This is a genomic window from Nonomuraea sp. NPDC049480, assembly GCF_044465905.1.
GTDB lineage: Bacteria > Actinomycetota > Actinomycetes > Streptosporangiales > Streptosporangiaceae > Nonomuraea.
On the sequence record NZ_JBITMD010000039.1, the window covers coordinates 1 to 14,153 of the forward strand.

A 14,153-nucleotide genomic window follows, 5' to 3' on the forward strand; every position below is an offset into this window, starting at 1 on the left:
CGTCCTCCAGGTCGATCTCCGTCGATGCCTGGATCACAGTACTCATCAGGTGCGTTCTCCTTGATCAGGAGTTACACCGAAGACCGTACAGTCCCCGTAACGGCTCCAAGGGCTTCCGGCAGCTGCGGCGTGGCGCGTGGTGGCTTGAGGGGTGTAGCCGAGCATCTTCGCGACGACTGGAGCTGGGGCTTGGAGCACGAGTTGGCGCAGGGCGGCTTCCCGGGCGGCGCCGCTGGAGAAGCCGAGTAACCGGAGTTGCTCTCGAATGGTGGCTGCGTTGAGGGGTTCTCGGACACTCTGACCGGGGAAGAGCCAGCGGGCGTCGGGGTTGGCTGCGGTGTTCATGTTCGTCCGGGCCTCGGCGAGTTGGAGAAGCAGGGTGGCGAAGGGCTCGGGAACCGGGCTGGGCGGGTTGCCGAGTCGGAGCCGCACTTCGGTGTCGGTGATGCTGATGTCGTCGAGGGTCAGGCGCATGATGCGTGTGATGGGCTGGGCATAGAGGAATACCAGGCATGCGGTGACCCGGACACGTAGCGGAATCTGATCATCGGTGGCGGCCCGGCGGATCAGCTCCAGGCGGCGGCGCTGGCTCAACGGCGCAGAGTTGCCGTGCGGCGGGACGGGCAGGTCGAGACGGCGCATGTGGCGGTTGGCGATGGCCCAGGTCAGGAAGGCTTTCAGTGCGGCGCTATGGGACTTGGGTGAGTGGCGTGCCAGGAGTCCAGGTCAGCCTGGCCGCACTGTCGTAGATCAAGGTCATGCTCGTCGAGCCAGGCTAGGAAAGCCTGGGCGTAGGTGAACTGTTCGCCGGCGAACCGGCGGGCGCTGGCGGGGAGGGGCTGGCGGGCGGCGCGAGCGCGCAGGGTGGGCAGGAGGTGCCAGGTGGCGAAGCGGCGCAGGAGCGGCTCGTGTGCGTGGCCGTCGAGATCGGCAAGGCGGTGGGTGAGCCAGGTCTCGGTGTGCAGGAGCTCGATCGACGTCGTGAGACAGGCACTGTCCAGCGAGGTGTTCACCGCGACCCTGCGCGGCGACGGCAGAGGGCCGGCTTCCCCCTCCGCTTGAGCCGGTGGCGGGACGCCAGATGTCGCTGATCTTGTCTCGATGGAAGGGTCGGAACTGCTCAGCGAGGTGGTCGCAGCGGTCTGACGGCGGAGGATTGGCTCTTGTCGAGTTCCTTGCGCAGGTTGTCGTTCTCCACCGTGAGGACGTGCAGGGCGCGGGCGAAGACATCACTGGCAGCACGGTAGCCGTCTCGTTCGGCACGCAACGCGGCGATCCTGTCGTTCAAGCTGGTGATCTGGATACGGAGCTTGCGCTCCCGGTCGGGGACGCCCCCGTGTGCCTTGGCCTGGGCATAGAACTGGTCCTTGAGGTCGGTGTGCTTCTGGGTGAGCTTGTTGCGTTTCAGCCCGGCCTCGGCCGCCAGGGTGACGATGTCGAGGTTGCCGGACGAGCGCAACGGGGTACCGGCCAGCAGCCGGTTCATCGCCGCGGCGATGGCGGCTCGCTCGTGCTCATCTGTCTGGCTCACGCGCGCCCTTCCTGGTGTCCTCCCGCGAGACCGTCACGATCCGCATCTGCTGGTGCCGGTCCACGATCGCGTTCAGCGCGCCGACCCGCTGCTTGAGACGTTCGCGCAGCGGGGTGGGCGTGAGCCGGTCGGCGATCTCCGCCTCCAGGCGCGCGATCTCCTGCTGCAGGGCGGCGACATGAGTGTCAGTGCGGGCGATGTTGGCGCAGGCCGGGTCGCACCGGTCGATGGACGGTGGCAGGTTCCGCTTGGCCCGGCCGGCCCGCTCGGGATGGCACAACGCCTTGGACGGGTCGTTATTGCACGTCAGGAACGCTTCAGGGTTGTCGTAGACGTGGAACTGCGGCTCATCCAGGAGCGCCTCGGCTTGCTTGGGCGTCAGGAACATGCTCTCGAAGCGGACGGAGGCGTCTCGGGCTGCTTTGATCATCCGGTGGGCGGCAGGCCCCGAGACTCCTTCACCGCCGGCGAGGCGTTCGGCCAGGCCGTCCAGATAGTCGGCCATGGCCCGGACGGTCTCGATGTCCAGCACTCGGCGCAGTCCCTGACGGGCTCGGCTGCTGTAGCCGTCGGTGATGCCGGAGGCGCGCAGGTGCCCGTATTGGGTGGCCAGCGCGATGCGGCCGGCGGGCAGGCGAGCGATGTGCCAGGCGATCGTGCGACGGAACCGGCCCACCACGATGTTGCCGTCGGGGTCGTCCGGGACGCGTTCGGCTGCCAGATCGAGGTCGTCGCCCAGCTGATTGACCCCGGAGATGAAATCGGCGATGCGCACATTGGCTTCGCGCGCGGTGAGCAAGCCTCCGGTACGGAACCTGCGTTCGCTCCGGCCGGGATGCCATGCGGTCCTGGCCGGGAACAACCAGCGTCCTTCCGCCAGGCGCTCCAAAATGCGGATGGCGGACACGACCGGGGGGATCACCGCCCACGGCAGAGCGCGGGGCGTGCCACCGGGGATGGTCTGGCCGCCTGCGTCACGGGCGCCTTTGAAGGTGTTGCCGTAGATCTTGTAGCGGATGGGGCCGCTGCCGCTGTCGCCGGGATCGGGACAGCAGCCGACCTGGAGCTCGAGACATTCGGCGATCCGCATCCCGCTGAGATAGAAGATCACGATCATCGCGGCAGTCGCCAGCCGCCGGACAAGATTGTGCACGTCGTAGTAGTCGATGGCGGCTCGCCAGGGGCGCGCGTGAACGCGTGCCTGGACAGCGATGTCCAGGGGCGTGCCCAGGGTGAGCGTGAAGTCTGCGCCACCTCGTTGCGCTTTGGCGAGCGCGTTTCTGACCTGGCCGGCAGCGGCCTGGGCCAGGCCCGCCAGATAGCGGTAGGCGGGTGTGGGCCGGCCGTAGAAGATGTAGCCGGGAAGTGGGCGCCCAGCCGCGGCGTAGGAGGCGATGAGCCTCTTGGCGCGCTGATGTCCCTCTGGTGTGTACCGGGGTGTGAGCTGCTGCCGAGCTCGAACTCACCCGCATACCAGCGGCGCAGATGCTCCCGATTGGCGCGGATGCGCACCAAGGCGGTGTTGAAGACCGCGGCCGCCTGGGCGCGGATGTCTTCCAGCTCCTGGTAGGTGAACGCGCTCGCCAGCGCAGGTGCCCTGACCGGGGCGGGCGGAACACTCCAGTTGATTGCCTGGACCTCCTACCTCCAGAAGGCCATCCCCACCGAGCAACTCAGCCGCATCGTGGCCATGAACGCCCTGATCGCCACTCTGCTGGTGCCCGTCGCGTACGCAGTCGCCGGCCCGGCCGCCGAGCTGATCGGCGTGCGGGTCGTCCTCGGAGGCTGCGCCGTGATCGTGCTCGGTGGTGCCATGATCGCCGCTTGCTCGCGTGACGTTCGGCAGTTGGTCACTGGCACATAGCCCATGCGACTGGCCTCGCACATGACGCTCCGCCGTGGACACCATGGGCGCGTACAACTGGGTGACACCCATGCCCGACCCCCCCGGGGACCAAGGTCCGACCAGCCGAAGACTGTGGGCGGGAGAAACCGCAACAGCGGCCGGACGCTCAATCCCTCCCGGGCGGGCTACGGGATGTGTTGCAGGGTGGAACCGTTCCAATAGAAGTGGGGGGCCTGGGTCCATGCCGCCGGGTAGTGAGGCAGTGGGATAGCCCCGGGAATGGTGGGACCAAGCAAGGGCGCGCCCGTTTGGCCGTTGATCCAGGTGGTGGCCACCGGCGTAGGCGTCCAGCTCGGCGTGGACTGAGGCCTGAACACCATGCTGTCGGCCGGAGCAGTTCGCCTGCATGAAGACGGCCGGATCACCGCCCTCGGCGCCGGCGCCCAGTTCCGCGCCGCCGGAGTGCTGGCCAAACAACACCGCCTCCGCAGACTTGGCGAGCATCTGCACGCCAAGACCGGCCGCTACCAGCGCCTGCTCGACGGGTGTGCACCCCATCCGGCCCTGGAGGCCAAGCAAGCACGGCTGGCCGAAGAATCCCGCCGCCTGTCGGCACGCCGCTCCCACCTCAACGACGCGCTGGCGTGGGCGGCCGCCCGCTGGGTGGTCGATCAGGCCATCGCCGCCAAAGCGACGGTCGTCTACATGGAAGATTTGCGCTCGCTGGAAGCGCGCGGGATGGGCCGCACCCTGAACACCCGCCTGTCGCAGCAGGTACGCGGCAAGATCGCCGGCCACATCCGGCACCTGGCCGCCGAGAGCGGCATCGCGGTGGTGGCCGTCCCGGCGCGCAACACCTCCAAGCATTGCCCGCACTGCCTGAGCGTGCTGCGGCACCGCAAGGCGCCGGACAGGCCCACGGTCGCGGGCTGGAAGTGGGCCTGGTGCCCGGGCTGTGGCTGGCAGGGCGATCGTGACCAGGGCGCCTGGCGCCGGATCGCCGCCCGCGGCCTGACCCACCAGGCCACGACCGTCACCGACCGGGCCAGCGGCGCCATGGCGATCGGCTCTGTCGTGGACCAGCTTGAAGCCCGGGCGGTCATCACCCCGCCCACCCCGAAGACCCGCCGGACGGATCGGTCGAAGACCGGACCCACCCGGCGCCGCACTCCACGCCCCGCGCCCAGGCGACGCAGGGCACCCTCCCCCACCCGGCCCACACGCCGGGCGGGCCAGCGTCCGGAGGGACACGCTCACACGGGCCGGACCGGGCTGCCCCGCGCCGCCCACCGGAACCAGGGCGTGACGACGATCAGCACACCCACCAAACGGCACCGGCCACGCGGGGCGGCGTTAGGCGCGGGTTTCCACCTGCACGCTCACGCCACCCCGCCACGGTGGGCACCACCCACGCCAGGCGCTACGCCTGACATGGGATCGCTAAACTGATCAGAGACGCTCTGATCCATGGCGATCAAGGCACTGCTGTTCGATGTCGATGGGGTGTTACTCGACTCCAGCGCAACGCACCGACGAATCTGGGATGCCTGGTCGGACATGCGCGGACTGGATAGAGACCTGGTGTGGAACCTCACCCACGCCCGCCGGCCTGAAGACACCGTCCGCGACGTCGCCCCTGGCCTCGATCCCGTCGCCGAGCGGAAGGTGTTGAACGAGCTGATGGCCAGGGAAGGCGATGCCTTCCCCGCAGCGCCTGGGGCTTCGAGCCTGCTGGGCAGGCTGGACAGACGTCCTTGGGCATTGGTTACTTCAGGCAGTCGAGCCCCCGTTCACCGGCGCTTCCGGCTTGCCTCGCTTCCGCTGCCCAGCGTGCAAGTCTTTGGGGAGGACGTTGAACAATCAAAGCCGCACCCAGAGGGCTATCTCAAGGCGGCCGAACTTCTCTTGGTCGATCCTGCCGACTGCATTGTGATCGAGGATGCGCCCCATGGAATCACGGCAGGGAAGGCAGCGGGATGCACAGTGATCGCTGTAACTACGACGCACGCACCTGACGACCTGTCCAATGCGGATGCCTGCTTCCCATCACTTGAGGAAGCAACTCCATATCTCCTGGAGGCGATCAGCGACGCAAGACGTGATCACAGCCTCGATGGTTGCAGTGCATTGAACGATCTGGAACGGCCAGAAAGGGATCTTTATTCGTAGCTTCCGGGTTCAAGGTCTAGGTGCCCGACCACTCTCCAGGAAGTGTCCCGCCTGCTCCCTCACGACGGCAAGCGCAGGAGCTACGTATCGCTTAATGAAACGATGGTAAGATCGCTCCTTCAAAGTTGCGACGGAATGAAATGGGAATATTTTATGGAAAACATCCATGGGCGGACCCGGGAATCCGGTGAAGCCGCAGCCGAAGATCTGTCTCTTCCGGACACGTTCGCCCGAAAAGAGCTCCAGCGGCTCCGCGGCAGCATTGATAACCTCGATGCCGCCCTGGTCCACCTTCTTGCAGAACGATTCAAGTGCACCAAGGAAGTCGGCCGCCTCAAAGCGGAATACCGGCTGCCGCCGGCGGATCCCGAGCGCGAGACGCAGCAGATACGGCGGTTGCGCAAACTCGCGGAGGAGTCGAAACTTGACCCGGTTTTCGCGGAAAGATTTTTGGGTTTCATCATTGAAGAGGTGGTTCGCCATCACGAGTTGATCGCCGACAGCATGTCGGCGGCTCACGAAGATTAGCCATCGACTCAGACGATGGGAGCCACCTCGGGAGCCACCCGAGCGAACGGTCACGAACTCCGGCAGACAGACCTGGACGAGACCAGTCCGCGTGACCTGCGCGCTGAAGGCTTTCGAACTCCGTCCACGGGCTCGCCCCTCGCTGAGATCTAGGCACGAGGCCCGGTGTGCAAGACAACGAACAGCCCCCGCGCGCGGGTGCCATCCGGCATGCGCCAGGAGCCGGCGACGTGGCCGGTCGCTCCCGGTGGAAGGAGAGAGCCGCCGGCCTCGGCCAATTCTGGTTCGGCCGCGCCGCCGAGGTGCCACGGCCGGGAGGGCAGCCAGGAAGTGAGCAGTTCCAGCTTGGTCGGCTTGAGGGCGGTGTGGTGGATGACGGCCATGCCGAGGATTCTCTTTTCCTACAGCGGGTACGACCTTCACATCTTCACACCTGGATCTTGCCAACAGGTGGCTCCCGCCTGCCGCGCCCCGGCCTACTCGGAGATCCGGTCAACCTCGGCCCGCGGTCCAGGCCTACGAACCGGGACTGGAACGTCCGGCCTTCGACCGGCGGGCACCCGTACGAGCAGGGCCAGCCAGCCGGGCAGCCACCAGTTCCATCGGCCCATCACTGCGACGAACGCCGGCAGCAGCAGCGCCCTGATCACGGTCGCGTCCAGGAGCACGCCCAGCCCGAGCCCCGTCGCGAACATCTTGATCTCCGGCTGCGGGGCCGCCGCCAGCGACCCGAACGCCAGGAACAGAATCAGCGCCGCGCTGGTGACAAGCCGTCCGGTCCGCCCCAGGCCCTCGACGACCGCCTCGACGGTGGAGCCGGTCCGGTCGTACGCCTCCCGCATCCTGGCCAGGATGAACACCTCGTAGTCCATCGACAGGCCATACAGGAACGCGAAGATCATGGCCGGGATGAACTCGGCGATGGAGCCCGTACCGGCCAGCCCCCAGATCGGCTCGGAGCCGTAGCCGTACTGCCAGACCAGCACCACCGCGCCCAGGGTGGCACCGAGGGAGAGCAAGTTGAGCACGATGGCCTTGACCGCCAGCAGCAGCGAGCGGAAAGCTCGTACGAGCAGCAGGAACGTCAGGACGGCGATGAGCGCGAGCATGGCGGGGAAGCCACCGTAGACCGCGGACACGAAGTCGAGGCTCTGCGGACCCTCGCCCGAGACCTGGGCACCTGCGGGCACGGCCGCGCGGACCCGGGCGATCGTGGCCCGGCCCGCCTCCGTGCCCGTCTCGTCCGTGGGGATGACGGTGATCAGCGACGTTCCGCCGCTCCGCCAGCCCTGCGGGGCCACCGCCGTGCGCACGCCGGGCAGCTCTGCCAGGCGCGCCGCCTCCGCGGCGGGATCGGCGCCGTGGGGAAGGATCACGTCGAGCGGGGTGAGCACCCCAGAGGGAATGCCCGCCCGCCGCAGCTCGGACAGCCCTTCGTAGGCGGGGCCGCTACGGGGCAGGGAGTCGCTTACCGGCTGGCCGAGCTGAAGCGAGAACGCCGCGCAGCCGAGCGCCGCGAGCAGCGCGCCGGACGCGACCAGCCCGGCCCAGCGGAACCGGACCACGCCCCGTGCCCAGGCCGACCACCGGCCGGGTCCGGCGGGGAGGCGGCGGCGTGGCCAGTCCAGCCGCGGCCCGCCCTTGGCCAGCAGGACCGGCAGCAGAGTCAGTACGGCGAGCACGCTGACGAGCGGCACGAGGATGCCGCCGTACCCGACACTGCGCAGGAACGGCACCGGGATGACCACCATGGCCAGCAGGCCGATGCCCACGGTGGCCCCGCTGACCACCACGGAGCGGCCCGCCGTCGCCATGGCGCGCTCGACGGCCGCCTCGCCCTCGTACCCGAGCGCGCGCTCCTCCCGCCAGCGGGTGATGAGCAGCAGCGAGTAGTCGATGGCCACGCCCAGCCCTACAAGGGAGACGATGAACTGCACGATCGTGTGCACGTCCGTCACGGCGGTCAGACCGTATACCGCCAGGAAAGTGACGGGGATCGACACGGCCGCCACCAGGATGGGCACCAGCGCGAGCACCGAGCCGAACACGAATCCGAGCACGATCAGCGCCCCCAGCCCGCCGATGAGCGTCTCCGCGAGCACGTCGAGGCCCTTCGCCTCGGCATCGGCCAGGGCCTCCATACCGGTGACGCGCAGCGTCGCGCCCCGCATCAACGCCGGTTGCAACGCCTTCTTGAGCGGCACGCTGAGGTCGGCGTTCATGCCGCGGGTGGGTTCGGTGAACACCAGCCCGTACGTGGTCCGCCCGCCGTCGCCGACGAACCGCGGGTCTGCCGTGTCGGCGTACGACACGACGCGCACGTCCATGGCCGAGGCGGCGGCCGAGAACAGTCTGCCGATCTCCGCGCGCTGTTGGGCCGCCGTGCTGCCCGGCGGCAACGTGACGACGACGACAAGGGGCGGATCGTCACCGCCGGTCCCGTAGAGCCGGTGAATGGCCTGGTTGGCCTCGTACCCGGGCTGCCCGGGCTGGGCGAAGTCCTCCGTCAGCCGCTCGTCCACAGCGACGGTCGCGAACGCCCCCGCCACCGCGACGGCCAGCCAGGCCAGCACCACCACCAGCTTGTGCCGCAGCACGAACCGTCCGAGCCGCGCGGTGAACCGGTCACCTTGATGAGTCATACGCCCAGTGCAGCAGCGCGTCCTTCAGTACCTCTGTGACAGGAATTCTTAAGAACTCCACGGCAGACTGGCCATGTGAGCGCTCGCATCCTGGTCGTGGATGACGACCCCCATCTCGCCGACCTCGTGGTCATGGCCATGCGTTACGAGGGCTTCGAAGCGGAGGCCGCGGGATCGGGGAGCGAGGCGATCGCCCGGGTGACCGGACACGCGCCGGACCTGCTCGTCCTGGACATCAGGTTGCCCGACGGCTCCGGGCTGGAGACCTGCCGGCGGCTGCGGCGGCTGGGGCATCGGTTCCCGATCATCTTCCTGACCGCGATGGGCCGTACCGAGGACAAGATCGCCGGTCTCCGGTCGGGCGGGGACGACTACCTGACCAAGCCGTTCAGCCTGGAGGAGCTGATCGCGCGGACCCACGTCGTCCTGCGCCGCACCATGCCCGCCGACCGGCTCTCCTACGCCGACCTGAAGATCGACGACGGCTCCCGCGAGGTCCGCCGCGACGGACGGCTGATCGAGCTGAGCCTGAAGGAGTACACGTTGCTGCGCTACCTGCTGGCCAACGCGGGGCGCGTGCTCACCAAACAGCAGATCCTCGACCATGTCTGGGAGTCCGGGGACGGGGGCAGCGAGGGCCTCGTCCACACGTACGTGAGCTACCTGCGCAGGAAGATCAGCGACCCGCCGCTCATCCACACCGTCCCCCGCGTCGGCTACGTGCTGCGTCTGCCGCGGCCGTGATCCGCATGCGGTCGCTGCGGGCACGCCTGACCCTCGCCGTGCTCGCCCTGTTGGTGACAGGGCTCGTGGGGGTGCCGCTGGTGACCTGGGGCATCACCAGAGATGCCGGCGCGCAACGCGCCCGCGGCCAACTCGACCGCTTCGCCGCGGCCGTCACTCCGCTCCTCGCCGAGGGCCGCTGGCCGGATGGGGAGACGGCCCGGTTGTTCTCCGCCGCGGCGAGCCCGTCCTTCCTCCAGGTATGGGACGCCCGCGGCAACGTGATCCGGACCGTTCTCCCCGCTGACGTGCACGCCGGCGGCACCTCGCCGCGCCGCCCGACCGCCGCCGACCCGTACGGGGTCGTCTACGTACGCGAGGACGCCGCTCCCGACCTGGGCGGCCCTTTCGCGAGCGAGGACCAGTGGTGGCTGCGCTACTCCTGGCTCCCCGACGGCCGGATCCTGGTCAGCGGCATCCGCACGGCCGAGTACGACGCCACCGCCAAGCGGCTGGCCGGCGTCTTCGCGGCCATCACCCTGCTCGCGCTCTGCGTGCTCGCCCTCGTCGCCTTCCGCGCGATCCGTCATGCGCTGCGCCCCCTCGACGACATCGCCGAGACCGCCCAGGCCATCGGCGGCGGCGATCTCACCAAGCGGGTCGAGCCGGCCGAGCCGCACACCGAGCCGGGCAGGCTCGGGCTGGCGCTGAACGCGATGCTCGGCCAGATCGAGGCCGCCTTCCGCGAGCGCACCGCCTCGGAGGAACGGCTGCGCCGCTTCATCGCCGACGCCTCGCATGAGCTGCGCACGCCCGTGGCCTCCATACGGGGGTACGCGGAGCTGTTCCGCCGCGGCGCCGCGAACCGCCCTGGCGACCTGGCCAAGACCATGGCCAGGATCGAGGCCGAGGCCGAGCACATGGGCGTCCTCGTTCACGAGCTCCTCCTGCTGGCCGACCTCGACGAGCGGCGCCCGCTCGAACGCAAGCCAGTCGACCTGGCAGATCTCGCCGCCGAGGCCGTCGCCGCCTCCGCGGCCGTGGACCTCGGCCGTTCTTTGACCCTCCAAGCGGCCGAACCCGTCCTCGTCCTGGGCGACCGCACGCGCCTGCGCCAGGCTCTGGACAACCTGCTGGCCAACGTACGCACGCACACCCCTGCGGGCACGGCGGCGACAGTGACCGTCCGGGTAGAGGGCGATGACGCGGTCGTCGAGGTGCGCGACGAAGGTCCCGGGCTGAGCACTGTGCAGGCAGCGCGGGCCTTCGAACGCTTCTATCGCGCCGACCCCACCCGCCGCTCCGGAACCGGCCTCGGGCTCGCCATCGTCGCGGCTGTCGCCGCCGCCCACGATGGGCACGCCCGCGCCCTGCCGTCCAGCTCGGGCGCCGCGTTCGAGCTGCGGCTGCCGCGCGGGTGACCACCGGCGTGGGGTGGCACGTACCCTGGTCATGCTCCTGTGCACGACCTGGAGATCGTCCGCCGCCGGTGAAAATCGGGTGACATTTCGCATCTCTTTCCGGAATGTTGGGCACGGTCGATGAGTTTTGTCGGTGGCGCAAGTCAGTCTTTGCATGACGACAACTTCTTCTGAGACCCAAGGCTGGGACGCCAGCCATGACCATGCCATGTCCGACAAACCCGATCGAGGTGCCGTGTCCAGCCCACAGCTCGACTCACCCGCCAAACCCGCGACCGCCGTTTCAGGTCGCACCCCGGCCGTGATCCGGCTGCTGGTGCTCGCCACATTCGTGGTCATTCTCAACGAGACGATCATGATCAACGCGATCCCGCGGCTGATGGGCGCGCTGCACATCACCGAGCAGACCGCGCAGTGGCTCTCGACCGCCTTCATGCTGACCATGGCCGCTGTCATCCCGATCACCGGATGGTTCCTGCAGCGGGTGTCCACCCGCAGCGCGTACTCCACCGCGATGGGTTTGTTCCTGCTCGGCACGGCGCTGGCCATTGTCGCCCCGTCGTTCGAGGTGCTGCTGGGCGCCCGCATCATCCAGGCGTCCGGCACGGCCGTGATGATGCCGCTGCTGATGACCACGCTGATGCAGGTGGTGCCCGAGGAAGACCGGGGCCGGGTGATGGGCAACGTCACCCTGGCCATCTCGGTCGCGCCCGCGATGGGCCCGACGGTCTCGGGTGTGATCCTCCAATTCGGGTCCTGGCGGCTGCTGTTCGCCGTGGTGCTCCCCATCGCCGCCCTGATCACATGGCGCGGCCTGAAGCAGCTCAAGAACGTGGGAGAGCCCCAGTTCAGCACCATCGACTGGTTGAGCGTGATGACCGCGGCCGCGGGTTTCGGCGGCCTGGTCTACGGGCTCAGCCTGTTCGAGGGCGGCGACGTCCGCGTCGCGGCCGCGATCGTGGCGGCCGGCCTGCTCGCCATCGTCGTCTTCGTCGTCCGCCAGCTGTCGTTGCAGAAGCGCGGCGTGCCGCTGTTGGACCTGCGTACCTTCCGCCACCGCACGTACACGGTCGCGCTGATCCTGATGTCGGTGTCCTTCATGGCGATGCTCGGCTCGATGATCTTGCTGCCGCTGTACCTCCAGAACGTCCGCGGGCTCACCGCTCTGGAGACCGGACTCCTCGTGATGCCGGGCGGCCTCGCGATGGGGCTGCTCGGTCCGACCGTCGGCCGCCTGTTCGACCGGTTCGGCGGCCGGGTTCTGGTCATCCCCGGCGCGATCGGGATCATGCTCGCGCTCGCCGGCTTCACCCAGGTCACGATGACCATGCCGTTCTGGCAGCTCCTCGGTCTGCACGCGCTGCTGATGGTGAGCCTGGCCGCGACCTTCACCCCGGTGTTCACTCTTGGGCTCGGAGCGGTTCCCCCGCATCTCTACTCCCACGGCAGCTCGATCCTGAGCACGCTGCAGCAGGTCGCCGCGGCCTTCGGCACCGCGCTCGTGATCACCGTGATGAGCGCGCGAGCCGATGTCCTGAGATCCGCGGGGGTCACGGAGCAGCTCGCCAACCTCGAGGGCATGCGGCTGGCCTTCATCATCGGCGCGGTGCTGTCCGTGGTCGTGGTCGTCACCGCTCTGCTCCTGCCGGCCCGAGCGGACAGCGCCGCCGAGCTCGAGGAAGCCGACCGATGAAACCGGCGTGACTGCGGTGGAGTGGACACTCTGATCCACAGCTTCCCGGGCAGTGCCTGCCCGGCAAGCTGTGGCTCCGAGTGCATCCGCAGCCACAGCGGAACTGCGTGGCGGATGCACTGGCGAAGTTGTACTCTGATCAAGATGAATACCTCATTCAGAAGATTGGGGGTCCTGTTCGCACAAGGTGAGTGCTGATGCACCACGCGACTGCGAACGGCGATTCCCGCCTTTCCCTCTGGCTGCACGCGCGCGAGTTCGCCGTGCCGCCCCCCATGATCAAGTCTGCGACCGCCCGCCGTGCCAACGGAGATTGGGCGGGGGCGTGTGCTGCGGCACACGTCGACGTCGATCTCAATCTGCGCCACGCGGCTCACGCCTACGGCCAGGAGTTCACCGCCCACCTCCGGGCCGATCTCCGCCATCTGGCTCCTGACCTGCTGCGCTGGCACATGCCGAGGATCGCGCCGGACGGGCTGATGCGTCCGGGCCTGACCGTCTCGCTAGCCCGGTACGACCCGGTGGGGCATGGCGGCGGCAACACGGTGCACCTCGTGGCCCGGACGCCGCCGGCCTGGGCGGATGCGGGTCAGCGGATCAGCCTGGCTCTGTGGGACGGGTCCCGATTCGGCGCCGGTCGACATCCGCATCCCCGTCCTCATCGGCGCTTCCGCCTCGATCTGCACCGCCATCTGTGGGATGTCCGCAGGGTCGGTGAGCTCCGGGTCCGTTCTGGGGCGGACCGGCCACCCGACGACGGACGTTCCGCTCCGAACCTGGATGTGCCGCTGGCACGTGGCTGCGCCGTGGACCGGTGGGCGGCCGAGGCGTGGCTGCTGCTCCGCGCGGAAGGGCGAACCGATGGTGCGGTCGCCGTGCGACTCGGGGGGCGGCGTCAACTGGTAGTGGATCTGGCTGCGGACGGGGACACCTCCGGACTCCCGGCGCTCCAGATCAGGACGGCTCCTTCGAGGGGTGACGCGTCCGCGCTGCCGGTGTTGCCCGATGCGGCGACGTGGGTGCTGCCCGACCTGGCGTTGCTTCGCGCCGGGCTGATCGAGGCCGACCGGCTGCACCCGCTCGTCGTACCAGCGCTCGTACCGGGCCATTCGCCGCCCGGCACACCGCGGAGCCCTGAAGGGGAAGGCGGTCCGCGCCTGGTCGAGTGCCGTGGCGCCCAGCACCGGATCGATCTCGTGAACGGGGTGCTGGTCCCGCTGGACCACGACCCGGCCGAGATCCGCCGCGAAGGGTTGCTGGCCGCGCTGACCGGCACCCCGTTGCCCTGCCTGCAGGTGATTGACGAGGACCACCGTGCCCCGGAGTGTCTCATCGACGTCCGCGCACGCCTGGACCACGGCGACACCGCCGGCGCTCTGGCCGCCGTCGAAGGTCTCCTCGGACCTGGTGCGCCGCTGCCCAGGGGCGCCCTGCGGGACGAATTGGAGACGGCGGCGCAGCGGCGCATCGACCACGGGCTGTTCCGGGCCGGCCTGACCGGCCTCGGGCAGGGCCCGGCCCCCCGGCCAGGCCACCGCTCCCGCGGCTACCGGGCGCGCCCGCGCAAGGCGACCTTCCGCTGACGCGGCAAGCCTCATTC

14 protein-coding genes are annotated in these 14,153 nt (G+C 69.0%); 8 read left to right on the top strand and 6 right to left on the bottom strand.

Features of this window, described 5'->3' with window-relative positions:
* Positions 1–45: 45 nt before the first annotated feature.
* The 4 genes from ACIBX3_RS55300 to ACIBX3_RS55315 form a co-directional block, all read right to left on the bottom strand.
* On the bottom strand, positions 46–642 hold the full coding sequence (locus tag ACIBX3_RS55300) for a hypothetical protein (RefSeq protein ID WP_397128873.1): 597 nt from the start codon (positions 640–642) through the stop codon (positions 46–48).
* 35 nt (positions 643–677) lie between these two features.
* Entirely contained in the window at positions 678–1,013 is a 336-nt protein-coding gene (locus ACIBX3_RS55305) for a hypothetical protein (RefSeq protein ID WP_397128874.1), read from the bottom strand.
* A gap of 107 nt (positions 1,014–1,120) precedes the next feature.
* Positions 1,121–1,531, bottom strand: a complete 411-nt coding sequence (locus ACIBX3_RS55310; RefSeq protein WP_397128875.1) for a hypothetical protein — start codon at positions 1,529–1,531, stop codon at positions 1,121–1,123.
* On the bottom strand, positions 1,515–2,684 hold the full coding sequence (locus ACIBX3_RS55315; protein ID WP_397128876.1) for a hypothetical protein: 1,170 nt from the start codon (positions 2,682–2,684) through the stop codon (positions 1,515–1,517). The genes ACIBX3_RS55310 and ACIBX3_RS55315 overlap by 17 nt, the downstream gene beginning before the upstream one ends.
* Positions 2,685–3,101: 417 nt before the next feature.
* Between ACIBX3_RS55315 and ACIBX3_RS55320 the strand changes: the two genes are divergently transcribed.
* The 4 genes from ACIBX3_RS55320 (at position 3,102) to ACIBX3_RS55335 (ending at position 6,074) form a co-directional block, all read left to right on the top strand.
* Positions 3,102–3,395, top strand: a complete 294-nt coding sequence (locus tag ACIBX3_RS55320; RefSeq protein WP_397128877.1) for a hypothetical protein — start codon at positions 3,102–3,104, stop codon at positions 3,393–3,395.
* Positions 3,396–3,755: 360 nt separating this feature from the next.
* A complete protein-coding gene (locus tag ACIBX3_RS55325; RefSeq protein WP_397128878.1) occupies positions 3,756–4,826 on the top strand; it encodes a zinc ribbon domain-containing protein in 1,071 nt (356 codons plus the stop codon).
* An 18-nt stretch (positions 4,827–4,844) separates the two neighbouring features.
* Positions 4,845–5,546 (top strand): HAD-IA family hydrolase, encoded by a 702-nt coding sequence (locus ACIBX3_RS55330; RefSeq protein ID WP_397128879.1) that lies wholly within the window; start codon positions 4,845–4,847, stop codon positions 5,544–5,546.
* Between the two features lie 42 nt (positions 5,547–5,588).
* The gene (locus tag ACIBX3_RS55335) at positions 5,589–6,074 is read left to right on the top strand and encodes a chorismate mutase (RefSeq protein ID WP_397128880.1); all 486 of its coding nucleotides are present in this window, start codon (positions 5,589–5,591) and stop codon (positions 6,072–6,074) included.
* A 149-nt stretch (positions 6,075–6,223) separates the two neighbouring features.
* Here ACIBX3_RS55335 and ACIBX3_RS55340 read toward each other — a convergent pair whose 3' ends face one another.
* Positions 6,224–6,457 (bottom strand): hypothetical protein, encoded by a 234-nt coding sequence (locus ACIBX3_RS55340; RefSeq protein WP_397128881.1) that lies wholly within the window; start codon positions 6,455–6,457, stop codon positions 6,224–6,226.
* 93 nt (positions 6,458–6,550) lie between these two features.
* The gene (locus tag ACIBX3_RS55345) at positions 6,551–8,716 is read right to left on the bottom strand and encodes an MMPL family transporter (RefSeq protein WP_397128882.1); all 2,166 of its coding nucleotides are present in this window, start codon (positions 8,714–8,716) and stop codon (positions 6,551–6,553) included.
* A 75-nt stretch (positions 8,717–8,791) separates the two neighbouring features.
* Here ACIBX3_RS55345 and ACIBX3_RS55350 point away from each other — a divergent pair, with 75 nt between their 5' ends.
* From ACIBX3_RS55350 to ACIBX3_RS55365, 4 genes are all read left to right on the top strand, one after another.
* Complete coding sequence (locus ACIBX3_RS55350; protein WP_397128883.1) at positions 8,792–9,460, top strand: response regulator transcription factor; 669 nt, start codon at positions 8,792–8,794, stop codon at positions 9,458–9,460.
* A 5-nt stretch (positions 9,461–9,465) separates the two neighbouring features.
* Positions 9,466–10,860 carry a sensor histidine kinase gene (locus ACIBX3_RS55355; protein WP_397128970.1) on the top strand — a complete coding sequence of 465 codons (1,395 nt, stop codon included), beginning with the start codon at positions 9,466–9,468 and terminating at the stop codon, positions 10,858–10,860.
* A 235-nt stretch (positions 10,861–11,095) separates the two neighbouring features.
* The gene (locus ACIBX3_RS55360) at positions 11,096–12,553 is read left to right on the top strand and encodes an MDR family MFS transporter (protein WP_397128885.1); all 1,458 of its coding nucleotides are present in this window, start codon (positions 11,096–11,098) and stop codon (positions 12,551–12,553) included.
* 197 nt (positions 12,554–12,750) lie between these two features.
* Positions 12,751–14,136: a hypothetical protein gene (locus tag ACIBX3_RS55365; RefSeq protein ID WP_397128886.1), complete on the top strand. Its 1,386-nt coding sequence runs from the start codon at positions 12,751–12,753 to the stop codon at positions 14,134–14,136.
* Positions 14,137–14,153 lie beyond the last annotated feature (17 nt).